Source organism: Citrobacter sp. 172116965 (assembly GCF_013458095.1).
Lineage (GTDB): Bacteria > Pseudomonadota > Gammaproteobacteria > Enterobacterales > Enterobacteriaceae > Citrobacter > Citrobacter braakii.
On the sequence record NZ_CP046673.1, the window covers coordinates 3,059,014 to 3,083,052 of the forward strand.

The following is a 24,039-nucleotide window of genomic DNA, read 5'->3' on the forward strand; positions in this document are numbered from 1 at the left end:
TACATATAATGGTAATGGAATTTAAGTATTTTTTCAGCAACGTTTTACTAATCGGAAAAGTCCTCTCAAAATCATGGCGATAGCTTGGTCCACATGCGGAGTCTGTGCTAGCACAGTATTTTCTTCCTCAGTGAGTCCGTTATTAAGATCCTGGAAAGAGAAACCAGAAAATTCTTCCCGACCTCTCCAGTTACGTTTCTGCATTCCGTCAGATGCCACAATATTCAGAGACTCGGTGATATCTTTTGCACATCCACCAAAGCCCCCCATAATGAAAAGGGGTTGTTTAGTGCGAAGTGATAATATAGCCTCTTCTGCTATACCAGGCATTGCCCCCTTATACTTATCTACCTGCCCGCCAAGAATAATACGGGCATGTGTGTCTTGTAACATAGCATGTCGCATTGCTGTCAAACCTTTTTCCCAATCTTCATCAGAAGGAATAGTTGCTATGTAATGGGCTCGTTCTGCCATTGGCAACGACTCGCCATCCCGATTGAATAAAACAAGCCTTGCCATTCCTTTCAGGTCCGCACTGAGCCTTTCCAAGTCACTGGAATCTTTTTGCATATGCACCGGCCATGCCAGATAGTTCAATATACTGGAACGTTCATCCCCCTCATCCGCATCTCTTCTATGGCGTGCTACTAACTCAAATAACAGTTCAGTAAAACCGTTAGCACGTAAATCTCCTCCATAAACAATCCGGGCTCCCAAGGCTAATAAATGACGCGCAATTTCTGTCATCGCGTCATATAAATGCTGTTGACTTAACCCCAATACAGGCATATCTGGGCTATCTGATGTAGATATTGCAATAACATGCTGACTAAGCATTTCACGATAAGTCATGATGTTCCCTCTGCCAGCCATTCGGTAAAACTTCTAAGCCTGATACCGGGTTTAACTTCTTCAAATAAGCGCTCCTCTTCCGAACTTAAGGGTGGGTCGGGATATACAATTGTAGGCTGCCCGATACCGTGGAACTTTAAGCCAGCAAGTGAGATTAACTCCGGCGCACGCGGAACAAACTGCACTGCACTTTGTTCGGTATTAACCAATTGTATACGACAGCGCCACAGAAAATCTTTCAGAACCTCATCAAGCAGTCGTGCAATAATGATATTAATTCGTTCAGCCTGCTGTGGATCCATTCTCACTATGGGGACATTTCCCATATAAGGAAATCCCCTTTCATCCAATTCGCTAATACAGTTGGCAACAACTAAAGGTACACTATTACGTTTAGCTTCTATAATCTCTCGGCGACACCATTCACGCGAAGAATAAGAGTCGGTATGTATAGCAACAACTGCGCTTTGCGCCAGCTGTTTCAATAGCACCTGATGAAACCGAAGCCCGGCAGGGATATCATGGACATCAAAGAATGAACTTAACCCATGTCCACTATGTAATTGCTCACGTATCAAATGAGCAATCCGCTCTCCATCTTTATCATGTTTAGAATGGCTAAGGAATATCTGAACTTTCTTGAGATAATTAAGCAACTCATCTTCATCTTTTTCTGGTTGTTTCAGATGTTCCAGGTAATGGCGCAGCATCCTGCAAAATTCGTATGTAAGCTCACTAATCAATCGTATATGAAGGTTTGCAGTATCGTTGCTCCCATCCTGTATCCATTGGTCCCAGCGTAATGCCTGCTCTTCCAGTCCCAGATTTAATCCTTCTCCATCAATAGCAATGGGGAAAAGATGTGTACCTAGTCCAGCTATTTCCGACTGCGTGGATAGCTCCCGAAGGTAAGTCCCCCATTCAGGATCATTTGCCATACATGATTCTGCAAGTATGAGGACTGCGGTGGTCTCTGATTCTGAAAAATTGATCGGCAGCGGCTTCCCCGTTTTAGGTAGAGGCTCAGAACGAAAAATAACACTTAAACCGGTTCCTCCAGCAACATTCTGATAGAGTTCCCGACGAAAGTGTCCACGCAATATTTCGGCCAGTCCAGCACCACCGGCGAAATCCGGGTGCCAAATGATATAAACAACCAGAAATGGTTTTGCCAAATTCGTCTCAAGCATATTATGCATTCCTTAAGCGGCGTTCACGAGTGTTTCTTATCAGAGTATTACTACGACAATTGGCTTGTTCGATATATTCCCTACACGATGAAATGCTAGCTGTAAAATCAGCCCAACTTACCCACAGCGCATATCCAGAATCAATATTATCACTGAGTCGAGCGGGCACAGTCACTTGTCCATAAGAATTTGATAACAATGTTGGCAACTGGACACCAATAAGTCCATGTTGTTTATCAAGCGTCGATTTAATTTCCCAGTCAATATATTTTCTTCCCCATGATTCATTACCGACCAATACAATGGAACATGAAGTCCCTGCGATATAATAGTCACGAATACGTCGCATGACATAGTCAATATCGTCACTGTCAACTCGACGATCAAGAGAATTATCCGTTACAGCCTCATATTCATCATGAAATTTTCTTGAGAATTCATCATAGTAATATTGGTCACCATCATGGTGGTAGTTTAAAAAAACTTTTCTTTTAATTATTTTGGTATTATACATATCTGTTACCTTAACTTTATCTTGGCGTAAAAATCATCTCATCACCATAGTAAATTAGTTCTTATAGCAGGAACATCAGCGGGATTTTTCTTTGCTGCAGGTTCCATAATATTTCTTTTATCAAATGCCTGGTTAATATAACATTCACTATTCCCTATAAAATCTGAATACTTAACCAGGGAGCAATAAACATCCATATCATCATAGTGGGGGACGAGTTTTGAAAAACTATGATTTTTTTTAATTAACCAAGGGAGATAATGTTCATAACCCCAATCAATGGTTCTAATTCCAATCCCGCAATTGCAAGAGGTATCACTACACACACCCGAGCTAAACACGCTCGAATATATTTCATCTCGAATTACCCCGATTAATCCAGCAGGATTCTCCCCCCATAAAGATGCTTGAATTTCTGAGTTAACAAAAGGTCTGCTGGCAGTTTCTGTACCTATGAGTACTACTGTTACGGTAGAGTCACCAAGATAGTCCTCCCGAATTTTCCGCATAATGTAATCTTCACTGACATTAGTGCTGATATCCCCGTCACTGACGGACTTGTCAATAAATGACGCACCAGCAAATGCTTCAATGATTCCGTTCTTCAAATCCTGTTCGTTTGCATGATGATAACTCAGAAAAGTTTTATGCATTACTCATCCCACTTAGCAATATCGATGTTAAATACAACACTAACTTCCTCACAGAAGAATTTATTAATGCATTCAAAATCAGCCATCAACTGGCTGAAATGATAATAATGAGTCTGGATTACTCCAATCGGTGTTAAATGATAAATCAAAGAAACATTTTCACCGTTAGAATCTTTATCCCTCGTCAATACAATATCGTTTGTTGAGATGTACTTATGCCAACGCCTGTAATTATTCTGATGTTTGGTAAGCAGTTGATTCAGTTTTTTTAGCATTTTATTAGATATACCATACAACTCCATATCTCTTTTCCGCTTAACATCCAGTACTCTTATTTCAACACGAATAAAGTTATATATATCATATAAAGAGTTAAAAACCTCTTCAAATGAATCAAAATGTGGATCAATTTTGAACACACTTCTTTTAGTATCAAGGAAATTGCGAACAGATCTTTTATATAGCATGTCAGAACTATCAAATAAAACATTTAACCCACCGAAAGTTAATTTTTCTAACTTTAATGAGTATTTTTTCTCTAAAATACCGAAAAACAAAAATATAGTAATCAATGATAATATTAGAATTGAAAGGAGCGCTTTTACAAAATCAAAATTTGATATGATATTTTTGATAAACCACCATTGTGAGGCCGGTAAAAAAGAGAAGTACCCCATCAAAATAATTACCATCAAAATAATTCCGAATAGTAACAATCCCCTAACCATAAGCGAATCCTTATGAAACAATTTCAATCAAGTTGCATTTTTATCAACAGACATTGAAAATTTTATTCATAATTATCAATGAATTATAACCCAATAACGCAACTATTTGTTTATGCTCAGTGACCACTATACCCTGATTCGGATTTCTCCGAAATCCTTAAGGATACTAGTTTCACTTCTCTCAGCCAGACTAAAAATTTAGATATATCTGGTGAACTGCATTGGGGTTTTCTCTAGACAAAGCAGTGGATATCTTCATCAACCAGCTGTCTGTTGCGATCGTAGCAGATCACTAAAACATAATGCTCAGGCAGAGTACCGATTGTATCCTCATCCACCCCAATGGGCATTGCTTCTTCTTACAAGCGCATACATTTCTTAGAGGGGGTCATAATGGTGGTCTTGACAGAAAGAGTATTCAGGTTTAGCTTATTTATTAGCCAGTTACTGGCAAAGGCGATCCCAGTCAGAGGAGCCAAATTTAAGAAGCCCGCTTAAGGAAACTTAAGCGGGCTTTTTGCTTTTAACGTCTGTGTAAAAGCTGCCTCTATAAGCGCTCAGTCTGCCATAACTCCCCATTCCATGCCGCATCACATCGTTGATTAAAGTTGTGTAAATGTAAATCGTTTAAACTTTGCAATTATTGTAAGTGCTAGTGATTATCATTTATTGTACGCGAGCCAAAAGAACGAGCCCCGACTCGGTTCACTGTATGTTCCAATTACTCTGGGATAAAAACGATGAATGCTCTGACTCGCACCGGATTGCGCCGTATCACGCTTGCCTCTGCCCTCCTCTTCTCTGTCAGCCTGCCGGCTTTCGCTCAGGAAACGTTAACGCTTTACACCACCCGTGAACCGGGCCTGATCCAGCCTTTACTTGATAGCTGGACTAAAACCAGCGGTATCAAAGTAAGTACGGTCTATATCAAAGACGGTATGCTTGAGCGTGTTAAGGCGGAAGGCAAAAACTCCCCTGCCGACCTGCTGATGACCGTCGATGCCGGAAATCTCATCGATTTAGTTGAAGCCGGCGTCACTCAGCCGGTAGAGTCAGAAGCGCTGAAAGCCGCCATTCCGGCGAATCTGCGCGGTGCGGATAATCAGTGGTTTGCGCTTTCAATGCGCGCCCGCGTACTGTATGCCGAGAAGTCGCTGCCAATCGATAACTGGCATTACGAACAGCTCGCCAGTCCTGAATACAAAGGTAAAGTTTGTATTCGTTCCGGTCAGCACCCCTACAACACGGCGCTGATCGCCGCGATGATTGCCCATCATGGTGAAGCTAAAACCGAAGAATGGCTACGCGGTGTCAAGGCTAACCTGGCGCGTAAAGCCACCGGCGGCGATCGCGATGTTGCCCGCGATATCCTCGGTGGAATTTGTGATATTGGTCTGGCCAACTCCTATTATGTCGGCCATATGAAAAACGCCAAAGAAGGCAGCGATGCTCGTCAGTGGGGCGATGCCATTAAAGTCGTTAAACCAACCTTTGAAAATGGCGGTACGCACGTCAACATCAGCGGCGCTGCCGTTGCCCGCTATGCGCCAAATAAAGCCGATGCCGTTAAGCTGATGGAATATCTGGTTTCCGCGCCTGCCCAGCAGCAGTATGCGAAAGCGAACTTCGAATATCCGGTACTGAAAGGCGTAACGCTTGACCCGGTCATTAGCGCCACAATCGGTGAAATCGAGGTCGATAAAACACCGCTCACAGAGATCGTGAAGTATCGTAAACAAGCTAGCCTGCTGGTAGATAAAGTTGGATTCGATCAATAAATCGCTGCAGTTTCCGACGTTACGCGGCCTGGTTTCCGGGCCGCAGTCATTATTAACGCCGTTGCATCTTGGCGCGTTGTGCGTCGCGCTTGGCGTCCTGACCCCCATCGTTGCGCTGATCTGGCAGGCCACCCAGGCTGATTTATCCCACTGGGATAATCTTATGACATATGTACTGCCTTCAGCGCTCAAAAACACCGTGCTGTTGCTAGCGGGTGTCGCGATAATGGTTGGCGTCATTGGCGTAGGCAGCGCATGGGCGGTAACGGCATGGGATTTCCCTGGCCGAAAAATTCTCAGTTGGGCGCTGCTGTTGCCGCTGGCAATGCCGACCTACATCGTTGCCTTTGCATGGCTCGATCTGCTGCATCCGATTGGCCCCCTGCAAACCTTTATCCGTTTCATACTGGGCTTTGACAGCCCGCGACAGTTCCGTCTGCCCGATTTACGTTCCCTTTCCGGCGCAATAATCTTGCTCGGATTAGTACTTTATCCTTACGTGTACCTGACAACCCGCGCCATGTTTATCAGCCAGCCGGCCCATCTGTTGGAAGCTGCACGTACGCTGGGTTGCAGCGCAACCGGGACCTTTTTTCGTGTTGCTCTCCCCATGGCACGCCCGGCACTGGCCGTCGGGATCAGTCTGGCGCTGCTGGAGACGCTTAACGATATCGGCGCGTCGGAATTTCTCGGGGTACAAACGTTAACAGTTACCGTATACACCACGTGGATCTCTCGCTCTGATTTATCTGCCGCAGCGCAAATCGCCTGCATGATGCTGATGTTTATATTCTTTATTCTGACGCTGGAATTTTATGGCCGCAGAAAACAGGGATTCAGCAGCCGTAGCCTGCGGGAGATTCAACCCACCCGCGTGCAAGGCTGGCGTGGCTGGCTACTCGGTGTCGTTATTTCGCTGCCAGTTGTGCTGGGCTTTCTGGCCCCGGTGCTGTTTGTAATCTGGGAAAGCGCCAAACATATAGGTGACGAGAGCCCTATATCCTCCTCGTTACTGGCTGCATTACAAAATACGTTATCACTGGCCGCGGGAACCACGTTGGTGGTGGTTTGCGTCAGTATGTTGGTGGCCTGGAGCGCGCGGCATAGCGCCGCAGATAACGCGATGCCAGGATTTCGCCGTGGTGTGATGCGTCTGGCTTCTTTAGGCTACGCGGTTCCCGGTACAATTCTGGCGATTGGTTTTTTAACCCCCGCGATGGCAGTCGACCGCTGGCTGGCAGATTTACTGGATGTTCGCGGCCTGCCGCTGATGTCTGCCGGGATCCTGCTGGTAATTTGTTGTGCCATGCGTTTCCAGGCGATTGCTATCGGCGCACTGGATTCCGGCCTGGGCCGCATTCCGCCTTCGCTGGAGCAGGCTTCTCGTCTGTTGGGTGAGAATGGTGCGGGCACATTTGCACGGGTTCATTTCCCATTGCTGCGCCCGGCGTTAGTGAGTAGCGCCCTGCTGGTTTTTGCCGATGCCATGAAAGAACTGCCAACAACGTTGCTGTTGCGCCCGGTAAACTTCGAAACGCTGGCTACGTTGCTGTATGCAGAAGCCGCCCGTGGAACCTATGAAGAAGGTGCTATCGCCGCGCTAATGATTGTTTTAGCTGGCACGCTACCGGTTATTTTGTTGGTGCGTCACCAGATGACTCGCCGTGGTTAAGAGAGTAACAATGTCAGAAATTGCATTACGACTCCAGGATGTGCATGTTGCCTACGGCAACAGCCAGCAATCGGTGCTGAGCGGGTTTTCAATGTCGGTACGTAAAGGAGAGATCGCTTGTTTACTGGGCGCTTCAGGTTGCGGAAAAACCACCGTGTTACGCGCAGTTGCCGGATTTGAACGGCTGCGAAGCGGAGATATCTATGTGTCGCAGCGCCGCGTTGCCGGTTCCGGTGTTCATCTGCCGCCGGAAAAACGGCATGTCGGCATGGTCTTTCAGGAATATGCGTTATTCCCTCACCTGACCGCGCAACAAAACGTGGCCTTTGGGTTACGACGTATGCCGCGTGAGCAGCAGCAGGTCCGGGTGGCGGAGCTGTTAAAAATGGTGGAGTTGCACAGTCATGCCAGCCGTTATCCGCATGAACTGTCCGGCGGTCAACAGCAGCGTATCGCTCTTGCGCGCGCGCTGGCGCCGCATCCGGAAATCCTGCTGCTCGATGAGCCTTTCTCCAGCCTTGATAAGCGCACGCGTGAGCGTCTTGGCAACGAGGTACGGGATATTTTGCGTGCCGCCGGGCAAACGGCACTGCTGGTTACACACAGCGAACACGAGGCGCAGCTAATGGCAGACCATATTGGCGTGGTAAAAATGGGACAGTATCAAATTAAAAAAGCGACCCACCCAGGCTAAAGATCACAGGGTCGCCTTGAAAATTAGTAATGGGTCTGAATCAGACTGATATTCACCGGCATGCCGGAGCGTCTTTCCAGTGCCTGATTTCCGCGACTCATATCCACGTCATTCCCGCTGATGAAGGTGCGCAGCGCGGGGGTGACTGGCAAGGGAACTTTTCTGTCAGACTCGTATTCCGACCGGTTTCGTGACAGTGGTTCATGCACTTCCACCCAGCGACTACCGTCCGGCTCTACGCTGTATTTCACCGGTCGGTCTATCAGTTGCACACGCGTCCCTACCGGTACGGTATCAAACAGATATTTAATGTCGTCATTACGCAAACGGATACACCCCTGACTTACCCGCAGACCAATACCGAAATTCGCATTTGTGCCATGAATGGCATAAAGCCTGCCGATATAAATCGCATACAGTCCCATCGGGTTATCAGGCCCGGCAGGAACAAACGCCGGCAGGCTTTCCCCACGCGCTGCGTATTCGCGCCGGGTATTCGGCGTAGGCGTCCAGCTTGGTGCTTCCTGCTTACGTTCTACCGCCGTCACCCAGTTACGCGGCGTTTCTCTACCCGCCTGGCCAATGCCAATGGGTAAAACCTCAACCGTATTGCTGCCAGCGGGATAATAGTAAAGGCGCATTTCTGCGACGTTGATTACGATCCCCTCGCGTACAGTATCCGGTAATATCAGTTGCTGTGGCACAACCAGCGTCGAGCCAGACTTAGGCAGAAAAACATCCACGCCGGGATTGGCCTCCAGCATATTGCTCAACCCCTGTCCGTACTGCGCGGCAAAAGCTTCCAACGGCTGAGTGTTTCCTGAAGGTACCGTAATGGTCAAAGGGCTCCCCACCAGGCGACTGCCTTCAGGCGGGAGCGGATAACTCACCGCCTGCGCGCTCTGACTCACGAGCAGCATAATGAGTGAACAAAGCAGTTTTACACGACGCATCTTTTTCCTTTCCTTCGCCGCAGCAGATATCCGTTAATTATAGCTTTTATTATCAGTTTTAGTGGGTTACGCCTAAAATCCGCATAAAAAAGCCGCCTGAGGCTAATGCAGTTCAGTTAACGCCTCTGTATCAGAAAGCATCACCTGTGTTGGCAGAAGTTATGAATATGCTATCTCACGGTAAGGGTTCCGTTCACCTCATGTGCATCGTTTCTCTGAAACACCGATTCCTGTGAACGTGTAAAGGGCGTTCTCCGCCACGCCCTTTACAATCCCGGCTCCCGGCGGGAAAATTGCCACTTCGTGGTCCCCTCCGTTTATTCCTCCAGGCTACCGGGCCGGACGCGAGGCAGCGTCCCTGCAAAACGCGCCCTGAACCCGCATCCCTGCGGGTTCTCCCGGCCTTACGGAAACACGTCGGCAATTTTCAGCCGGACCAGCCCACACCTGACCACCTGCGTTTTTTATCTGAATAGCAAAACAGAGTTAACTGGAAGTCAGCGCGTTGCAGCGATGACCCCGGTCCGGCTGAAAATCGATGAGGCGTTGACGGCTGACCGGGTCTGCCCGCAGGGATGCGGGCAGAGGGGACGGCCAGCAGGGACGCAGGCCCGGCCCCGACCCGACAGGCGGACGGCATAAGACGAATGAATCGCGCAGCGACGATTTTCCCGCCGGGAGCCAGGGATGCAAGGGAGGCGGCGGTGAGCCTTCCTTGCGCGTTCACAGGTATAACGTTATCAGAGAAGCAACGCACATAAGGTGAACGGAAACTGATTCAGAGCAAAACATTTCCATACAGGCTTAACTGAACGGTATTGCACCATGGGGCGAGGTTCAGCGTGGCCGAAAACTATGCTTCCTTACCATCCGGAAGCACAATGTTACTGGCGGCAAGCTGCCCCATGTTGTTGTACATTGCACAGGCGGCTTCAACAATCGGCATCGCCAGCGCGGCCCCGCTGCCTTCGCCCAAACGCATCCCCATATTGAGATACGGCTCCAGTTCAAGATGCGCCAGCGCGGTGCGAGCCCCCTTCTCGGCGGAGAAATGTGACGGGATCAGGTAAGGTTTAATCTGCGGCGCAATCTGGCAGGCTGCCAGCGCAGCGGAATAAGAGAGAAAACCGTCCAGCACGACCGGCAGGCCGCAGGAGGCCGCCCCCAACATCACCCCCGCCATGCCGACCAGATCAAACCCGCCTACCTTAGCCAGCACATCGATACCGTCATTACGATCCGGTTGATTGACGGCAATTGCTCGCCGCACAACATCGACTTTATTGCCTACTCTTGAAAGCGGCAGGTTAGCGCCGATACCCACCACATCCTCGGCATCGCTGCCGGTCAGCACGCTGACGATTGCCGCCGCTGGTGTCGTATTTGCCATACCAAGTTCACCGACGCCAAACAGCGTTACGCCATCTTTGGCCAGCTCATGGGTATAGCGGATAACCTCCAGCAGCAGCTCCTCGGCCTGCGAACGACTCATTGCCGGGCCTTGTGCAATATTGCCGCAGCCGCGCGCCACGCGCATATTCACCACGCCAGGGATAAGCTCAGCATCGATGCCGACATCAATCACATGTACCTTTGCCCCCGCCTGAGCGGCAAGCACACAAACGCCTGTCGTCCCACGCGTCATATTAGCAGCCTGAATAGCCGTGACGATTTTAGGCGAAACAGCAACCCCTTCATCCCATACACCGTGATCGGCGCACATCACCAGCATCGCTTTGCCATTCACATGCGGTACGCCCTTCAGACCCGGCATTCCGGCCAGTTGCACGGCGAGCGACTCGAGCCGACCAAGACTTCCTGGCGGTTTAAGCAAGCCATCGACATGCTGCTGTGCACGCAGCATCGCAGCACTATCAGGTGAAGGGATTGCGTGGAGTAAAGAGGTTAAAGTCTGCATAAGGGTTCCAGTATGTTGGCTGACTCAGAGCAGAGCCAGCAGGAAAATCAACTCGCCAAGTTCAATGGCTGCGCCCAGCGTATCGCCGGTCTGCCCACCCAACGTGCGTTTTAATAACTGCCCAAGAATAAAAATCGCCACTATCGTAACAACCAGCGCCGCCACGCCGCGCATGCCAGGAAGAAGCACGGCAGCCAGGATCGCCGCAAATCCCAACGTGACGCAGGTTTGACGCCCGGTGACTTTACCGATAAAGACGTTGCCCAGCCCTTCTTCGCGGGCGTAGCGATGTCGATACATCAGCAAAACAGCGGTACCCCGCCCGGCGACACAAGCGGCTGCAAGCGCCGCCAGCATCGGCGTGCCCCGCAAAGCCAGTTCGCTCACCACCAGCACTTTTGCCAGCAACACGAAAATTAACGCCAGTCCACCGTGGGTCCCCAGGCGGCTGTCACGCATGATTTCCAGCATCCGCTCGCGTCGACGCGCCGAAAAAATACCGTCACAGGTATCCGCCAGTCCGTCGAGATGAAATCCCCCAGTCAATAACGCCAGCGTGAGGACTGCAAACAGGGCCGCCAACGGCACCCCACACCAGGGCTGCAGCGCCATAAAGACCAGCCCCGTCAGCCCTCCCAGCACCACGCCAATTAGCGGGAACATCACAATGCCACGCGAATAGTGCTCGAAATCCAGTCCTTGCGACCAGCGAGCAGGAACGGGCAAGCGACTAATAAAAGAGAGCATTGCCCAGAACAACTTACTCATTTAATTTTGACTCCAATTCCTGATACCACCAGCCAGACCTCATCAGCCGCCGCCGCCAGTCGCTGGTTCACACGTCCTGCAATATCGCGAAAATGCCGTGCCAGACGGTTCTCCGGAACAATCCCCATTCCGACTTCGTTAGTGACCAGCACAACCCTGGCCGGACAGCGCTGACAGGCCGCAATCAGCGAACGAATTTCATCCTCAATAGATTGCTCCATCGCCGCGTAATCCCAGCTATCCGGGTCGCTGTCACCGCCCAGCGCAAACAGCAGGTTGGTCACCATCGTGGTGATGCACTCCAGCAGAATGGCTTCTTGTGGATCGTTTGCTGCCGTAATCAGCTCATCGAGATGTTGCCAGCGTTCGGCTGTCCGCCAGTGCGCAGGACGTCCGTCACGATGATGCTGAATTCGCGCAGCCATCTCCTCATCAAAAATCTGCGAAGTCGCGATATACAAAACGTTTGGAGAATCTGCGATCAGCGCTTCCGCATGCCGACTCTTGCCGCTTCGCGCGCCGCCAGTCACCAGAATCATCATACTGGCTCCCGGTGTTGCTGCATGATGGTATAAATTTTCTCAATATCGATGTGTTGCCGCATCGCATCCGCCAGCAGATCAAACTGCTGCGATTTATATTGCGCGTAATGGAAGGTGGAATCCAGCGGCGCTAACCCTTTACGTTCTCGCAGGCCATTAACCAGCGCACGGGTAAATTCATCGCTGTCGAACAGACCGTGAAGATAGGTGCCGAACGCCAGGCCATCGGCAGTGACCGCGCCATCAGCCACGTTACCGCCGTCTTTACGCAGCGTCATCACCGACCGGCATTCTTCAGTTAATGCCGTTTCGCCCATATGAATTTCATAACCGCGAACGGATAATCCCGCGGTACCCGCCAGCCAGTCCGGCAGCGAGGAGGACATTTGTCCTTCAACCAGGGTCGTGGTTTTGTGCTGGGCAAAATGCGTTACGGTATCGAGCAAGCCCAGACCCGGCAACGTACCGAGTCCTGACTCAACTTCATCAATGATGGTATCGCCGAGCATTTGATAGCCACCGCAAATCCCCACCACGGGTACGTTATTACGATGTAATTGCACCACGCCATGCGCCATCCCGCTTTCACGCAGCCACACCAGATCGCCCAGGGTGTTTTTGCTGCCGGGCAGAATCACCAGATCGGCCCCCGCCAACTCTTCAGGCTGGCGAACATAGCGCACGCGCACATCCGGCTGTGCGGCAAGCGCATTGAAATCAGTAAAGTTAGAAATGTGTGGTATCTGAACAACGGCGATATCGATGTCGCGTTTGTCTGTGCGCAAATATTTGCCCTTTTGCAGCGCAACGCCATCTTCATCTTCCAGATCAACGTCCAGCCATGGCATGACGCCCAGGACCGGAACGCCGGTCAGCGCTTCAATTTGCTCAATCCCGGAATACAGCAACGCCACATCACCGCGAAACTTATTGATGATCACCCCTTTTACCCTGGCGCGTTCATGGTCGTGCAGTAGCGCCAGCGTGCCGTAAATGGAGGCAAACACCCCGCCGCGGTCGATATCCGCCACCAGAACGACAGGGCACTGCGCCATTTCAGCCATCCCCATATTGACGATATCGCGATCGCGCAGGTTAATCTCAGCCGGGCTTCCCGCCCCTTCCAGTACCAGCACATCGAACTCCTGCGCCAGACTGTTATAAACAGACAGGATTTGATCCCGTAGTTTCGGTTTGTACTCGTGGTAGCTCACCGCATCCATATCGGTTGCCACTTTGCCCATCAGCACAACCTGCGCTTTACGATCGCTGGTCGGCTTAAGCAGCACCGGATTCATACGCACATCTGGCGTAATACCGGCGGCCTCAGCCTGAAAAATTTGCGCGCGGCCCATCTCTTTGCCCTCTGGCGTAATGCCAGAGTTCAGCGCCATGTTCTGCGATTTGAACGGTGCGGTACGCAGTCCATCCTGATAAAAAATTCGACACAGACCGGCGACCAACACGCTTTTACCTACATCAGATGCCGTTCCCTGCAACATTATTGCCTGCGTCATGACGCCTCCTTCAGTGCGTTCTCTCGCATACAGCTAAAAAATTCAGCCTCTGTTTTACACAGCGGGAAGCCCAGCTCGGTATGCAGCTTCACCAGCCAGGGCTGAGTTAATCCCGCTTGTTCAATAAGATCCGTCCGGGCAAACACATCACCCGGCGAGCCGTGCGTTAGCACTTCACCCCGGCGTAAAACGTACACTGCATCGCTGACTTCATAGATAAGATCGATATCATGGCTGGAGATAACCACGTGGTTTCCTTGCGCTACGATGCGTTTGATTATCTCAATCATCTGCGTGCGACCTGATGGGTCAAGGCCCGCAGTAGGTTCATCCAGTAGCAAATACTGCGCCTGCAACACCAACGCCCCGGCAATCGCCACACGTTTTTTCTGCCCGTGACTTAAACACTGAATTGGTTGATGGCGAAAATGCTGGGCATCTACCAGCGTGAGCGCATCATCCACCCGGCGGGGAGATTTCAGCTTCATCCACCCCAAGGTTGTGCAGGCTGAAGGCAATATCGCTGTCGATATCGGTATAAAAAATTTGCTGATCGGGATCCTGAAATACGGTTGCCACCTGCTGTCGCAGCGCCAGCAGGCCGCGCTTGCTGTAATCCAGCGGTTTGCCTTGCCACATCACCGCGCCTTCCTGCGGACGCAGTAAACCACTCAGGTTCATAAACAGCGTGGATTTCCCGCAGCCATTAGCACCGACCAGCCCGGTGACGGCATGCGTTGAAAAGTCCAGCGTTAGCCCTTTGAGGATCGGGTCATCCTGATAGCGAAACCAAAGCGCTGAAGTGGCAAGCATACTTTTCCTTACAGGTGAAAATCACCCTGATACAGTTTGATATCCAGTGTGGTGGTCATTTGCTGGTAGCGGATCAACACGCGGGTAAACAGCAATCCCACCAGCATCGCCAGCGAGCGATAGCCCAACGGCAAGCTACGATAACCAAAACGTAGCGTTTGTGCGCGATGAATAGCCAGCGCCTCGTCTAACAGGATAAAAATAAAGCGCCAGGTTAGCAGGATCTGCTCAGTGAGCAGGCGAGGAACGTGCGCGCGTTTGAGTAAGATAATTAATTGCGGAAACGGCAGATTCAGGACCAGCCAGAACGTCGCCGCCAGCGCAGCCAGGCTGCGCCAGAAGGTTTCATTGGCGGTGACAAGCCCTGGCGCGCTAACACCTAACCAATAGCTTCCAACGGGGATGCTGGCCAGCAGCGTCTGCGGATCGCGGCTAAAACTAAACAGAATGGTCACGACGCCGACCGTCAGAAAACCAAACGGTAATGCCATCCAGCGACACCAGCGCCAGAAGGAAATGCGCAGCAGCCAGCAGCTCAGCGCGGCAATCAGTAACAGCTCAATACCCTGCCCCAACGGGGGCAGAGTAAACGCCAGAATCATCATCATCAGCCAGAGCAGAAATTTCCGCACGGGTGAGACATGAAACCAGCGGCTTTGATAGCTAAGCCTGTCAAGCCCGGTCATCACGACGTTGCCTGCCCTTGGTGTAACCCAGAATGTAGAAAATCACGGCTGCGCCCAGCGATCCCTGGAGCGTAAACAGCAGGCTTTCAATCTCACCGCTTGCCGGTTCATACAAGGGCTGGAACCACGGCTCATAATGTGGGGCAATTGCCTGAATCTGACTCTCCGCCTCACCGTCTGAGCCACCGTACTCTCCACCATGGTTGATAAAGAACGGCAGGATCACCAGCGCCACTACCATCCCTAACAAAATCAGCGTCTTTTTCATCGTTAATGTCCTTGAGCGGTAATCAACTGCCGTTTGGTTAACTGGTCATAAATCATTACGGTGAGCAGACCTTCCGCTATCGCAATTGGGATCTGCGTCAGGCAGAAAATCCCCATGAACTTGATGATTGAACCCGTAGCACCGGCGGATGGGTCCGGGAACGCCACGCCCAGTTGCACCGAGGTCACGAAATAGGTGACGAGATCCGCCAGCATCGCGCACAGGAAGACGCAAACATCACGACGCAACCCCGCACGGCAGGCCATTTTCCATACCATGTAACCCACTACCGGGCCAATCACCGCCATCGACATGCCGTTAGCGCCAAGCGTTGTCAAACCACCGTGCGCCAGCAACAGCGCCTGGAACAGCAGGACGATTGCCCCGAGGATTGCCACCACGCCCGGTCCAAACAGGATAACCGCCAGGCCTACCCCGGTAGGGTGCGAACAACTTCCGGTAACAGAAGGAATTTTCAGCGCCGACAGCACAAAAATAAACGCGCCGCACAAAGCCAGTAACACTTTTTGGTGACTATCTTCCTGCACGATTTGGCGCAGCCGCACCAGCCCGTACCACAGGCACGGCAAAAACAGCAGCCACCAGGCCAGCGCCCACATCGGCGGCAAGAAACCTTCCATTATGTGCATGGCGAACGCTTGTTCAGGAACAACCATCAGTAATAGCGCCGCAGCCAACCCGCTGAAAGACAGCTGTTTTAGCTGTTGTTCAAGCTTCATTGTGCATACTCCCACTGTTTATTGACCAGAATGGTCGAGAAATAAGGCAGCGGCTGATCGTCGCTCACCTCATCGAGATGACGCCAGCACTGTTCACCCGGCAGCGTGGCTTCAGACATCATCAATGCACAGCCCAACAAACCCTCTTGTTGCAGCAGCGCTTTGATGCGCGCAAAACGACCGTATACCTTCATCAGCACCAGACTGTCATGCTGCTTTAACGCCTGCTGGATTTCCGCTTCCGGCGCGGTACAGGAGACCACGGCCAGTGACTGTTGCTCCATGGCGAGCGGCGTTTTTGACCGCGCGGCAATCGCAGCGAAAGAGGTCACGCCCGGGACGATTTCTAACCAGTCAGGACAGCCAATACGCTGGAGTAAAAAAACCCAGGTGCTGAACAGCATGGCGTCGCCGAGTGTAATAAAGCCCACCTGCTTACCCGCTTCGACTTCCTGAACCAGCGCGGCCGCAACGTCATCCCATACCGCCTCTTTTTCGGCGCTGTCAGCACTCATAGGAAAATGGCAGCAGCGAACTTCGGTCTGCTCGCCGATATATTCACGTACGATCGACAGCGCCAGACTGTCGCCACCTTTGCGCCCGGCGGGCGCATAGAGAATATCCAGCGTACCCAGCGTGCGTGCGGCCCGCACGGTGATAAGATCGGAAGCGCCTGGTCCGGTGCTTAATGCGTACAGTTTTCCGCTCATGCTGCTTCCTCCAGCGCCACATTAAGCGCCTGTTGTAAATGCGCCACGAACATAGCGCGAACCGCCGGATTCTCACCCAGACCACTGAGCCACGGCGTAGCCGGTATCCCGGCCGCATTGAACAATGTTTTCCAGGAATCCTCTTCGTCAGAGGCCATATCATTGATGGCATGATCGCCAGCAACTAACATCAGCGGCATCAGATGCACCGCCGTCACCCCTTCCTGAGACAAACTTTCAATCAGCACATCGACTTCCGGGTAACTTTCCACCGCCCCAACCCGCGCCGGGTAGCGCTGTGCCGTCATCATATGGTCGAGGCAGGCATAGGCAGCAAAGGCATGATGGCTGGCACCGTGTCCCATAAACACCACTTTTTCATTTTCGCCAAGCACCGGCATTTGCTGTTGCAGCGCCAGCATCAGCTGGGCGTAATCGTCATGGCTGCTCAGCAGCGGAACACCCAGCGTCAGGCGAGAAAAAAGCGGGCGCATGCTTTGCACTTCGCGGACAATTTTTTCGTATTCATCACCGTTGATAATGTGCAACGACTGAATAGCCACGTCCTGATACCCCTGATCCGCCAGCTTTTGCAGCGCCTGCAGCGGCGTGTCGATCTCAATGCCGTCGCGCTGCTTGAGCTTGCGGATAATCATCCCGGAGGTAAACGCCCGAAACAGGTCGCGGTCAGGGCAACTGGCTGCGAGATCGCGCTCGCAAGCCACAATATTTTTCTCACAGGTGTCGTGATAGCTGGTGCCAAAGCTGACCACCAGAAGCGCCTTTTTCATCTCTAACTCCTTAAGCAGCGGCCAGCCAGCGCGTTAAACGCGCCCCAAAGGCGGCCTGACTTTCCAGTAACTCTTCTCCCGTCACCAACGGTGCCGGACGTGTAATCACGATGCAGGGGATACCAGCATCCAGACAGGGTTGAACTTTTTCCTGATAACCACCTTCCGCACCGGATGCCTTAGTGATCACCACATCAGCCTGACACTGGCGATAAAACGCAGCGTTGAACTCGGCGCTAAACGGCCCGCACAATGCAAAAATCTCACCGACGCCAAATCCCAGGTCCGCGCATTGCTGAATAACCTCGGGTACAGGCAGGACGCGCGCCAGCAGCGTTTTTTCAGGCAACCCTTCGCGCCAGATAGCCAGATCTTTACTGCCGGTCGTCAGCAGCACGCGGTCACCGAAGCGGCGCGCAACCTCGCAGGCTTGCTGAATACTCTGTACGGTATAAAGCTGCGGATGGGTTAAACCGCTCAACTGCTCAGGACGTTGATAGCGGCTCAGCAGTACCCCCGCCGCTTCGCAGGCGTTCATGATGTTGCGACTCACCACCTCGGCATACGGATGCGAGGCGTCTATCACCCAGCGCGTCCGATTCTCCTGTAGCCAGGCAATCATTTGTTCGCGCTCCAGACGCCCGCAGCGCACCTGACCTTTGATATCTCCCGCCAGTTGCTTCCCCGTTGGAGTCGCAACTGACAGGGTGTAGGCCACATTGGCTGCGTCCAGTTGCTGGCACAGCATGCGCGCATCGCTGGTACCGCCCATGACCAACACATCACCGTAATTCACAGCACATAACCTCGTGGCGTGATCATCAGGCCGTCCTGAACATAGGTTGTTTTGTTGCCAACGATCACAAGGCTGGTCATATCAACCGGTTCAAAGTCCATTTCACCCAGGGTGGTCAACCATTTTTCCTGTTTTTTACGTCCGGCTGACTTCACAATACCCACCGGCGTTTGCGCGCTCTTGCTGGCAGAAAGCAGCTCAAATGCGCGTGCCAGATGTCCTTCGCGACCCCGACTGCGCGGGTTGTAGAAACAGATTACAAAGTCTGCTTCGCCGGCAGCCACTATACGTTTTTCGATAACTGGCCACGGTGTTAACAGATCGCTTAAGCTGATGTGGCAGAAGTCGTGCATCAACGGCGCGCCCAGCAAAGAGGCGGCGGCAATGCTGGCCGTCATTCCTGGGATCAGCCTGACCTCAACGTCCAGCTTTTGCTTGCTGACCAGCTCAAGCACCAGCCCGGCCATACCGTAAATCCCTGCATCACCGCTGCTGATCAGCGCCACATTGTGACCTGCCTGCGCCAGTTCGATCGCCGCCTGGCAGCGTTCAATCTCTTTGCACATCCCGGTTTTGATCACCTGCTTGTCGCCAGTGAACGCTTTTACCAGGTGGGTGTAGGTTTTATAGCCAACGATGATTTCCGCTGCCTGCAATGCTTCAACGGCTTCCATGGTCATCATTGCCTGCGAGCCAGGGCCAATTCCAATTACGCTTAACATCAGTGTGAAACTCCCAAAGTGATAGTGACGCCCTGTTCTCGCAGGGTCTCGCCTAACAGTTTTCCGTGGCTCAGCAGCCAGGCTGCAGGACCGGAAACGCTTCCTGTACCCACCGTTTTGCGAACAAACGATGAGGCCGGAAAACGGTGTTCATGCTCACGCAGCGCGTCAGCAGTAAAGGTTTCGAAAGGAACGCGACAGCACGAAGCCAGTTGGATAAGTCCCTGTTCATCTTTTTTCAGCGTGATACTGCCAATCGCTTTTAGCGCCAGCGGATCGAGCTGCTGGGCCTCGAGTTGCCTGGCAAGCAGCGCGGCCAGCAACGGGAATGGCGTGTCACGACGACAACCAATTCCGGCCACAACACGCTGCGGCACCAGCTTCCAGTGCGGAACAGGCAGATCGGGTAAGTTGGTGCGTAAGGTGATACACACCAGCGCATCCAGTTCAGGAAGCTGATTGAGATCGGTTACCGTGATAAAACCGCGCCGGTCGCAATGACTGACATCCTGCGTCAGTTCATCATCCCACCACAGCCCAACCCGCTTATTACTGACCAGCATCTGATTAACGATCTTCACCGCCGAACGGAAATCACTCATCCGGGCATTCAGTTGAAATGCCAGCGTATCCAGTGCCGCCATATCGTTGACATCCGTCGCAGTGGTGATCACCGGATCGGCGCCCAACATGCCCGCCAGATACCGCGCCAGCGCATTGGCACCGCCCGCGTGACCGGAGAGCAGGCTGATGACATGCTGGGCGCGTTCATCAATGACCACCACCGCCGGATCGCAAAATTTGTCGTTGACCAGCGGGGCCAGCACGCGCACCGCAATGCCGGTCGCACCGATAAAAATCAGCGCCGAGTAATTCGCAAACGCTTCGCGGGCGGTATTCGCAAAGCCGTTTTCGAAAGGAATGAATCCCTCCTCCAGCAGCTTTTCACTGGTAAAACAGGTGACCGGCAGCATGGCCGCCAGACGTTTTGCCAGCGTAACGCCTCCCGGGGTCAGGCAAAAAAGCGCAATTGACTCAGGCTTTACGGTATTCATGGCTAAAGTCCGCCGCATAGAGTTTGGAGTAGTGATACTCCGAGCCCAGGAAATTACCGACCAGAATAAGGGCCGTTTTACGGATGCCCGCATCACGAACCTTGTCGCCAATATCCGCCAGGGTACCGCGCACAGTCTGGCTTTCCGGCCAGGTTGCCTTGTAGATCACCGCCACGGGCGTGGTCGCCGGATAACCGCCTTCAATCAAACGCTCGGCCACACGATGAATACGCTGAACGGACAGATAAATCGCCATAGATGTCTGGTGACTGGCAAATGACTCCAGCTGTTCGCGCTCCGGCACCGGCGTGCGTCCTTCCAGGCGGGTAATGATCAGGCTCTGTGAGACCTCAGGCACGGTATACTCAACGCCCAGCTCCGCCGCCGCACCAAGGAATGCGCTGACGCCGGGTACCACCTGCCAGTCAATCCCGCGTTTGGTCAGTTCCTCGCCCTGCTCGCGCACGGAACCGTACAGCGAAACATCGCCGGTTTGCAGACGCACCACGGTCTTACCCGCTTTCACTCCGGCTTCCATCAGATCAAGGATCTGCTCCAGATGCAGTTCAGCGCTGTCATGGCATTCAGCACCAGCAGGACAATATTCCAGCAATTCGGTGTTAATCAGCGATCCGGCGTAGATAACAACCTGCGCCTGCTGTAGCAACCGGTAACCTTTGAGGGTAATCAGCTCGCGATCGCCAGGACCTGCGCCAACAAACCACACGCTACGGGGATCAAAAATCTCAGACATGGTTTCCTTCCTTCTGACAGGCGATAACAAATACGGGGTTATTCGGTTTGAAATAGTGACCACTGCCAAGCGTGGTAAGCGAGGAAACCTGTAGCTGCAGGCAATCCACTCCCGGTACGCCAAGATGGTCCAGATGTGCCAGCGCGGTGTTGAGGTTTTCCTGGAGGATGAATGTCATCACCAGCCGCCCTGCGGGATGCAATTGACGCATTGACCAGTCAATCAGTTCAGTCAAATGGCCACCGCTGCCGCCCATGAAAATGGCATCGGCTTTTTCAGCGATGGTCATCGGCGCAACACCGGGAAAAATGTCGATGTTTGCACAGGCAAAATGCTGGCGGTTTTCATCCAATAACCTGAGCGCCGCCGGGTTACGCTCGATTGCCGTCACGCGCAATCCAGGGTATTGCAGCGCGGCTTCTATCGACACGCTGCCGGTTCCTGCGCCAATATCAATCAGGTGACTGGCGCGGTGTAATTCAAGTTTTGAGAGGGCAAGTGCACGTACCGCTTCTTTGGTCATCGGCACTTTCTCTCCACGTAAAAACAGCTCATCTTTCATCAAGGATCACCACTGCATTCATGTCATAGTCGGCGTTAACTTCGTTCACAGGCAGGAAATGGATCCGTTCGTTTTCCATTGCCAGGTTTTCGCCAATCACCATCCAGCGATGTCCCTTGCCTCGTGCAATGAGCTGCTGCGCAATTTCACGCGGGCCGCACTGCGCATCTGTCACCATCGCCACCTTGTTATGTCGCGCCAGTTCATCGAAACAGACGCTGCGACCATGGCTACTGGTCAGCCACATATCGTTCATATCAATACCGGACTGCGCACACAGGTACTGCACCGCGCTAATACCGGGAATAATGCGCACATTTTCAATACCGAAATGCGCCACCATGCGCGTCCCGATGCCGTAAAACAGCGGATCGCCAGATGCCAGCACCACAACGCGTTGTTCCTGGTGCGCGCAAATCCAGTTCAAAAGTTCGAGAATATTGGCGCCGAGAACAAACTGTTCACCGGTAAAATCCGGGAATTGCTGCAAATGTCGCTTTCCACCGACCAGAACATCAGCCGTTGCGACCGCTTCACGCGCAGCAGGCGTCATCAAATGCAAACCGGCTGGCCCCATCCCTACAACGGTTAACATTGCATCTCCTCAGCAATCTCTGCGACCGGGCGATTACTTCCAAGCACCTGATTATCAAAAGAGAACATGATGGCGTCACAGGTCGGGGGATTTTTGGTAAAGCGCAACGTTTGCAGGACGCGCATACAGATGCGCTTAGCCAGATGGTTGTAAATGTGCTGAAAACCGTATGCTTCTATGTGTTCCATCGCCGCCTCGGTGGTATCGCAGTCGCTGACCAGCGTGAGCAGTTCCAGCGGCGCACCCAGTAACGCGAGGTGGGCCACCAGCGTTTCCATGCGAGCATCGGCAATATGGCTGTGGGTATGAAAGATCCCCGCCGCAATTTTGACGAGCTTACCAGGGTGTCCCACCAGCACAATTTGTCGGAACCCCAGACGTACGGCTTCTTCAATCATGTAGCCGACAAAATTGCTCATAGTGACCACAACCTGGGTGTCGATCCCCATCTGCTCACGCACAAAACGTTCGCCGTGGTTTCCTGGCACCAGTACGACACGCTCCAGCCCCGCCGCTCGCTTAATTTCCAGTTCCAGCGACAGTGAACGTTTCCAGCTTTCTTCTGACATCGGCGTGACGATCCCAGTCGTACCAATGATCGAAATGCCGCCCAGAATGCCAAGGCGGGAGTTGTAGGTTTTTTGTGCCCGCTCTTCGCCTTCCGGCGCGAAAATTTCAATTTGCGCCCCACGATTCGGACCAATCGCCTCACGAACCGCAGACTCAATGGTCTGGCGAGGTGTGCGATTAATCGCCGAACTGCCCACCGGCAGGCCGATCCCTTTGCGGGTTACCGTGCCAACGCCTTCCCCGCCCTGAAGGGTTATCTCTTTGCTATCGTTTAACGTCACGCGGGCAAAAATCAGCATGCCGTGAGTGGCATCCACATCATCGCCACCGTCTTTGCGGATGGCGGCTATCGCCTGCTGTCCTTCGATATGCGGTGACTCTACGTTCAGACACAGCGTCACACCTGATGGCGTCACGATAGAAACCTGATGGATCAGGTGCTGGCGCAATACCATCAGCGCCGCCACTTTTGCCGCCGCCGTCGCGCACGATCCCGTGGTATATCCTTTACGCAGCGCTTTACCGTTGTGCCACACAGGCGTATCGAAGGACTCGCTCATCGCGCCCCCTGCATGTGATAAAGCATGGCGTTGACGATCGCGGCGGCGACGTTACTTCCCCCTTTACGACCTAACGCAGCAATGGCGGGTAGATTGCTTTGGGTCAGTGCATCTTTCGACTCTTCTGCACCGACGAACCCAACCGGTACGCCAACTACGCCACTCACGGCCACATCATGCTCAAGCAGGCGGAACAGCGCTGTCGGCGCGTTGCCAAACACAAACAGCTTTTCACCCTCTTCCTTCACCGCAATGTCAACGGCCGCCATTGACCGGGTAATGCCCTGCTCTTTTGCCGTCCGCACGACCCGCGGGTCGCTGATGTAGCAGCGGCATTCGCCACCGAATTTTGCCAGCAGCGTTTTATTAATCCCGGAAAGGGCCATAGTGGTATCGGTATAAATCACGCTCGAACGGCTAAGCGCCGCACAGAACTGCTCCAGCACATCACTGGAAAACCACAGAATGTCCAGCCAGTCGAAATCCGCTGTCGTGTGAATGACCCGCTTGATAATGGCTTCATGTAACGGGCTGGCAAACTGATAGTCCGGGCGGGTTTCACGGATGATCTCGCCAATAATGTCGAAACTTTTGGCCTCAATCGCCTGGGGTTGCTGGATATATTGCATTGTGTTGTC

Annotated in this window: 26 protein-coding genes and 1 pseudogene; 3 read left to right on the forward strand and 24 right to left on the reverse strand. The window is 52.4% G+C overall.

Annotated elements, in window-relative coordinates; genetic code table 11:
- Positions 1–33: 33 nt before the first annotated feature.
- From GPJ68_RS14940 to GPJ68_RS14960, 5 genes are read right to left on the reverse strand one after another with little or no spacing between them, the layout of a single operon-like run.
- Positions 34–852, reverse strand: coding sequence for a hypothetical protein (locus tag GPJ68_RS14940; RefSeq protein ID WP_115223401.1), 819 nt, complete (start codon positions 850–852; stop codon positions 34–36).
- The gene (locus tag GPJ68_RS14945; protein ID WP_088402940.1) at positions 849–2,042 is read right to left on the reverse strand and encodes a toll/interleukin-1 receptor domain-containing protein; all 1,194 of its coding nucleotides are present in this window, start codon (positions 2,040–2,042) and stop codon (positions 849–851) included. The genes GPJ68_RS14940 and GPJ68_RS14945 overlap by 4 nt, the downstream gene beginning before the upstream one ends.
- A 1-nt stretch (position 2,043) precedes the next feature.
- A complete protein-coding gene (locus GPJ68_RS14950) occupies positions 2,044–2,556 on the reverse strand; it encodes a TIR domain-containing protein (protein ID WP_080895599.1) in 513 nt (170 codons plus the stop codon).
- A 41-nt stretch (positions 2,557–2,597) separates the two neighbouring features.
- Complete coding sequence (locus GPJ68_RS14955) at positions 2,598–3,209, reverse strand: TIR domain-containing protein (protein WP_115223402.1); 612 nt, start codon at positions 3,207–3,209, stop codon at positions 2,598–2,600.
- Positions 3,209–3,937: a hypothetical protein gene (locus GPJ68_RS14960; RefSeq protein WP_115223403.1), complete on the reverse strand. Its 729-nt coding sequence runs from the start codon at positions 3,935–3,937 to the stop codon at positions 3,209–3,211. Before GPJ68_RS14960 ends, GPJ68_RS14955 begins: the two co-directional genes overlap by 1 nt.
- Before the next feature lie 740 nt (positions 3,938–4,677).
- Between GPJ68_RS14960 and GPJ68_RS14965 the strand changes: the two genes are divergently transcribed.
- The 3 genes from GPJ68_RS14965 to GPJ68_RS14975 are packed head-to-tail and all read left to right on the forward strand — an operon-like array spanning position 4,678 to position 8,081.
- Positions 4,678–5,715: an extracellular solute-binding protein gene (locus GPJ68_RS14965; protein ID WP_016156854.1), complete on the forward strand. Its 1,038-nt coding sequence runs from the start codon at positions 4,678–4,680 to the stop codon at positions 5,713–5,715.
- Positions 5,699–7,387, forward strand: coding sequence for an iron ABC transporter permease (locus tag GPJ68_RS14970; protein WP_180836787.1), 1,689 nt, complete (start codon positions 5,699–5,701; stop codon positions 7,385–7,387). The genes GPJ68_RS14965 and GPJ68_RS14970 overlap by 17 nt, the downstream gene beginning before the upstream one ends.
- Before the next feature lie 10 nt (positions 7,388–7,397).
- Positions 7,398–8,081, forward strand: coding sequence for an ABC transporter ATP-binding protein (locus tag GPJ68_RS14975; RefSeq protein ID WP_016156856.1), 684 nt, complete (start codon positions 7,398–7,400; stop codon positions 8,079–8,081).
- 23 nt (positions 8,082–8,104) lie between these two features.
- Here the strand turns inward: GPJ68_RS14975 and ldtA are convergent, their stop codons facing one another.
- From ldtA to GPJ68_RS15070, 19 genes and pseudogenes are all read right to left on the reverse strand, one after another.
- Positions 8,105–9,034 (reverse strand): L,D-transpeptidase, encoded by a 930-nt coding sequence (gene ldtA / locus GPJ68_RS14980; protein ID WP_016153509.1) that lies wholly within the window; start codon positions 9,032–9,034, stop codon positions 8,105–8,107.
- 853 nt (positions 9,035–9,887) lie between these two features.
- Positions 9,888–10,952, reverse strand: a complete 1,065-nt coding sequence (cobT, locus tag GPJ68_RS14985) for a nicotinate-nucleotide--dimethylbenzimidazole phosphoribosyltransferase (RefSeq protein ID WP_016156857.1) — start codon at positions 10,950–10,952, stop codon at positions 9,888–9,890.
- Between the two features lie 24 nt (positions 10,953–10,976).
- Complete coding sequence (gene cobS, locus GPJ68_RS14990; protein WP_019077089.1) at positions 10,977–11,720, reverse strand: adenosylcobinamide-GDP ribazoletransferase; 744 nt, start codon at positions 11,718–11,720, stop codon at positions 10,977–10,979.
- Positions 11,717–12,262 (reverse strand): bifunctional adenosylcobinamide kinase/adenosylcobinamide-phosphate guanylyltransferase, encoded by a 546-nt coding sequence (gene cobU / locus GPJ68_RS14995; RefSeq protein ID WP_016153512.1) that lies wholly within the window; start codon positions 12,260–12,262, stop codon positions 11,717–11,719. Before cobU ends, cobS begins: the two co-directional genes overlap by 4 nt.
- Positions 12,259–13,779 carry a cobyric acid synthase gene (locus tag GPJ68_RS15000; protein ID WP_104651496.1) on the reverse strand — a complete coding sequence of 507 codons (1,521 nt, stop codon included), beginning with the start codon at positions 13,777–13,779 and terminating at the stop codon, positions 12,259–12,261. Before GPJ68_RS15000 ends, cobU begins: the two co-directional genes overlap by 4 nt.
- Positions 13,776–14,592: pseudogene (locus GPJ68_RS15005) on the reverse strand (energy-coupling factor ABC transporter ATP-binding protein). The gene GPJ68_RS15000 and the pseudogene GPJ68_RS15005 overlap by 4 nt, the downstream one beginning before the upstream one ends.
- 8 nt (positions 14,593–14,600) lie before the next feature.
- Positions 14,601–15,278 carry an energy-coupling factor ABC transporter transmembrane protein gene (locus GPJ68_RS15010; RefSeq protein WP_016156861.1) on the reverse strand — a complete coding sequence of 226 codons (678 nt, stop codon included), beginning with the start codon at positions 15,276–15,278 and terminating at the stop codon, positions 14,601–14,603.
- Positions 15,265–15,546, reverse strand: a complete 282-nt coding sequence (locus GPJ68_RS15015; protein ID WP_006683999.1) for an energy-coupling factor ABC transporter substrate-binding protein — start codon at positions 15,544–15,546, stop codon at positions 15,265–15,267. Before GPJ68_RS15015 ends, GPJ68_RS15010 begins: the two co-directional genes overlap by 14 nt.
- Positions 15,547–15,548: 2 nt before the next feature.
- Complete coding sequence (gene cbiM, locus GPJ68_RS15020) at positions 15,549–16,286, reverse strand: cobalt ECF transporter S component CbiM (RefSeq protein WP_016153516.1); 738 nt, start codon at positions 16,284–16,286, stop codon at positions 15,549–15,551.
- Positions 16,283–16,996 carry a cobalt-factor II C(20)-methyltransferase gene (locus GPJ68_RS15025; RefSeq protein ID WP_016156863.1) on the reverse strand — a complete coding sequence of 238 codons (714 nt, stop codon included), beginning with the start codon at positions 16,994–16,996 and terminating at the stop codon, positions 16,283–16,285. Before GPJ68_RS15025 ends, cbiM begins: the two co-directional genes overlap by 4 nt.
- Positions 16,993–17,787 (reverse strand): sirohydrochlorin cobaltochelatase, encoded by a 795-nt coding sequence (locus GPJ68_RS15030; RefSeq protein ID WP_016153518.1) that lies wholly within the window; start codon positions 17,785–17,787, stop codon positions 16,993–16,995. Before GPJ68_RS15030 ends, GPJ68_RS15025 begins: the two co-directional genes overlap by 4 nt.
- Before the next feature lie 10 nt (positions 17,788–17,797).
- Positions 17,798–18,583, reverse strand: a complete 786-nt coding sequence (locus tag GPJ68_RS15035; RefSeq protein WP_016156865.1) for a cobalt-precorrin-6A reductase — start codon at positions 18,581–18,583, stop codon at positions 17,798–17,800.
- Positions 18,580–19,305, reverse strand: a complete 726-nt coding sequence (locus GPJ68_RS15040; RefSeq protein ID WP_003030278.1) for a precorrin-3B C(17)-methyltransferase — start codon at positions 19,303–19,305, stop codon at positions 18,580–18,582. The genes GPJ68_RS15035 and GPJ68_RS15040 overlap by 4 nt, the downstream gene beginning before the upstream one ends.
- Entirely contained in the window at positions 19,305–20,360 is a 1,056-nt protein-coding gene (gene cbiG, locus GPJ68_RS15045) for a cobalt-precorrin 5A hydrolase (protein ID WP_016153520.1), read from the reverse strand. The genes GPJ68_RS15040 and cbiG overlap by 1 nt, the downstream gene beginning before the upstream one ends.
- Positions 20,341–21,114: a cobalt-precorrin-4 methyltransferase gene (locus GPJ68_RS15050; protein WP_003030275.1), complete on the reverse strand. Its 774-nt coding sequence runs from the start codon at positions 21,112–21,114 to the stop codon at positions 20,341–20,343. Before GPJ68_RS15050 ends, cbiG begins: the two co-directional genes overlap by 20 nt.
- Positions 21,107–21,676, reverse strand: coding sequence for a decarboxylating cobalt-precorrin-6B (C(15))-methyltransferase (locus GPJ68_RS15055; RefSeq protein WP_016153521.1), 570 nt, complete (start codon positions 21,674–21,676; stop codon positions 21,107–21,109). The genes GPJ68_RS15050 and GPJ68_RS15055 overlap by 8 nt, the downstream gene beginning before the upstream one ends.
- A complete protein-coding gene (locus GPJ68_RS15060; protein ID WP_019077093.1) occupies positions 21,666–22,271 on the reverse strand; it encodes a cobalt-precorrin-7 (C(5))-methyltransferase in 606 nt (201 codons plus the stop codon). Before GPJ68_RS15060 ends, GPJ68_RS15055 begins: the two co-directional genes overlap by 11 nt.
- Entirely contained in the window at positions 22,265–23,401 is a 1,137-nt protein-coding gene (cbiD, locus tag GPJ68_RS15065; RefSeq protein ID WP_016153523.1) for a cobalt-precorrin-5B (C(1))-methyltransferase CbiD, read from the reverse strand. Before cbiD ends, GPJ68_RS15060 begins: the two co-directional genes overlap by 7 nt.
- Positions 23,398–24,030 (reverse strand): cobalt-precorrin-8 methylmutase, encoded by a 633-nt coding sequence (locus GPJ68_RS15070; RefSeq protein WP_008785140.1) that lies wholly within the window; start codon positions 24,028–24,030, stop codon positions 23,398–23,400. Before GPJ68_RS15070 ends, cbiD begins: the two co-directional genes overlap by 4 nt.
- Positions 24,031–24,039: the final 9 nt, after the last annotated feature.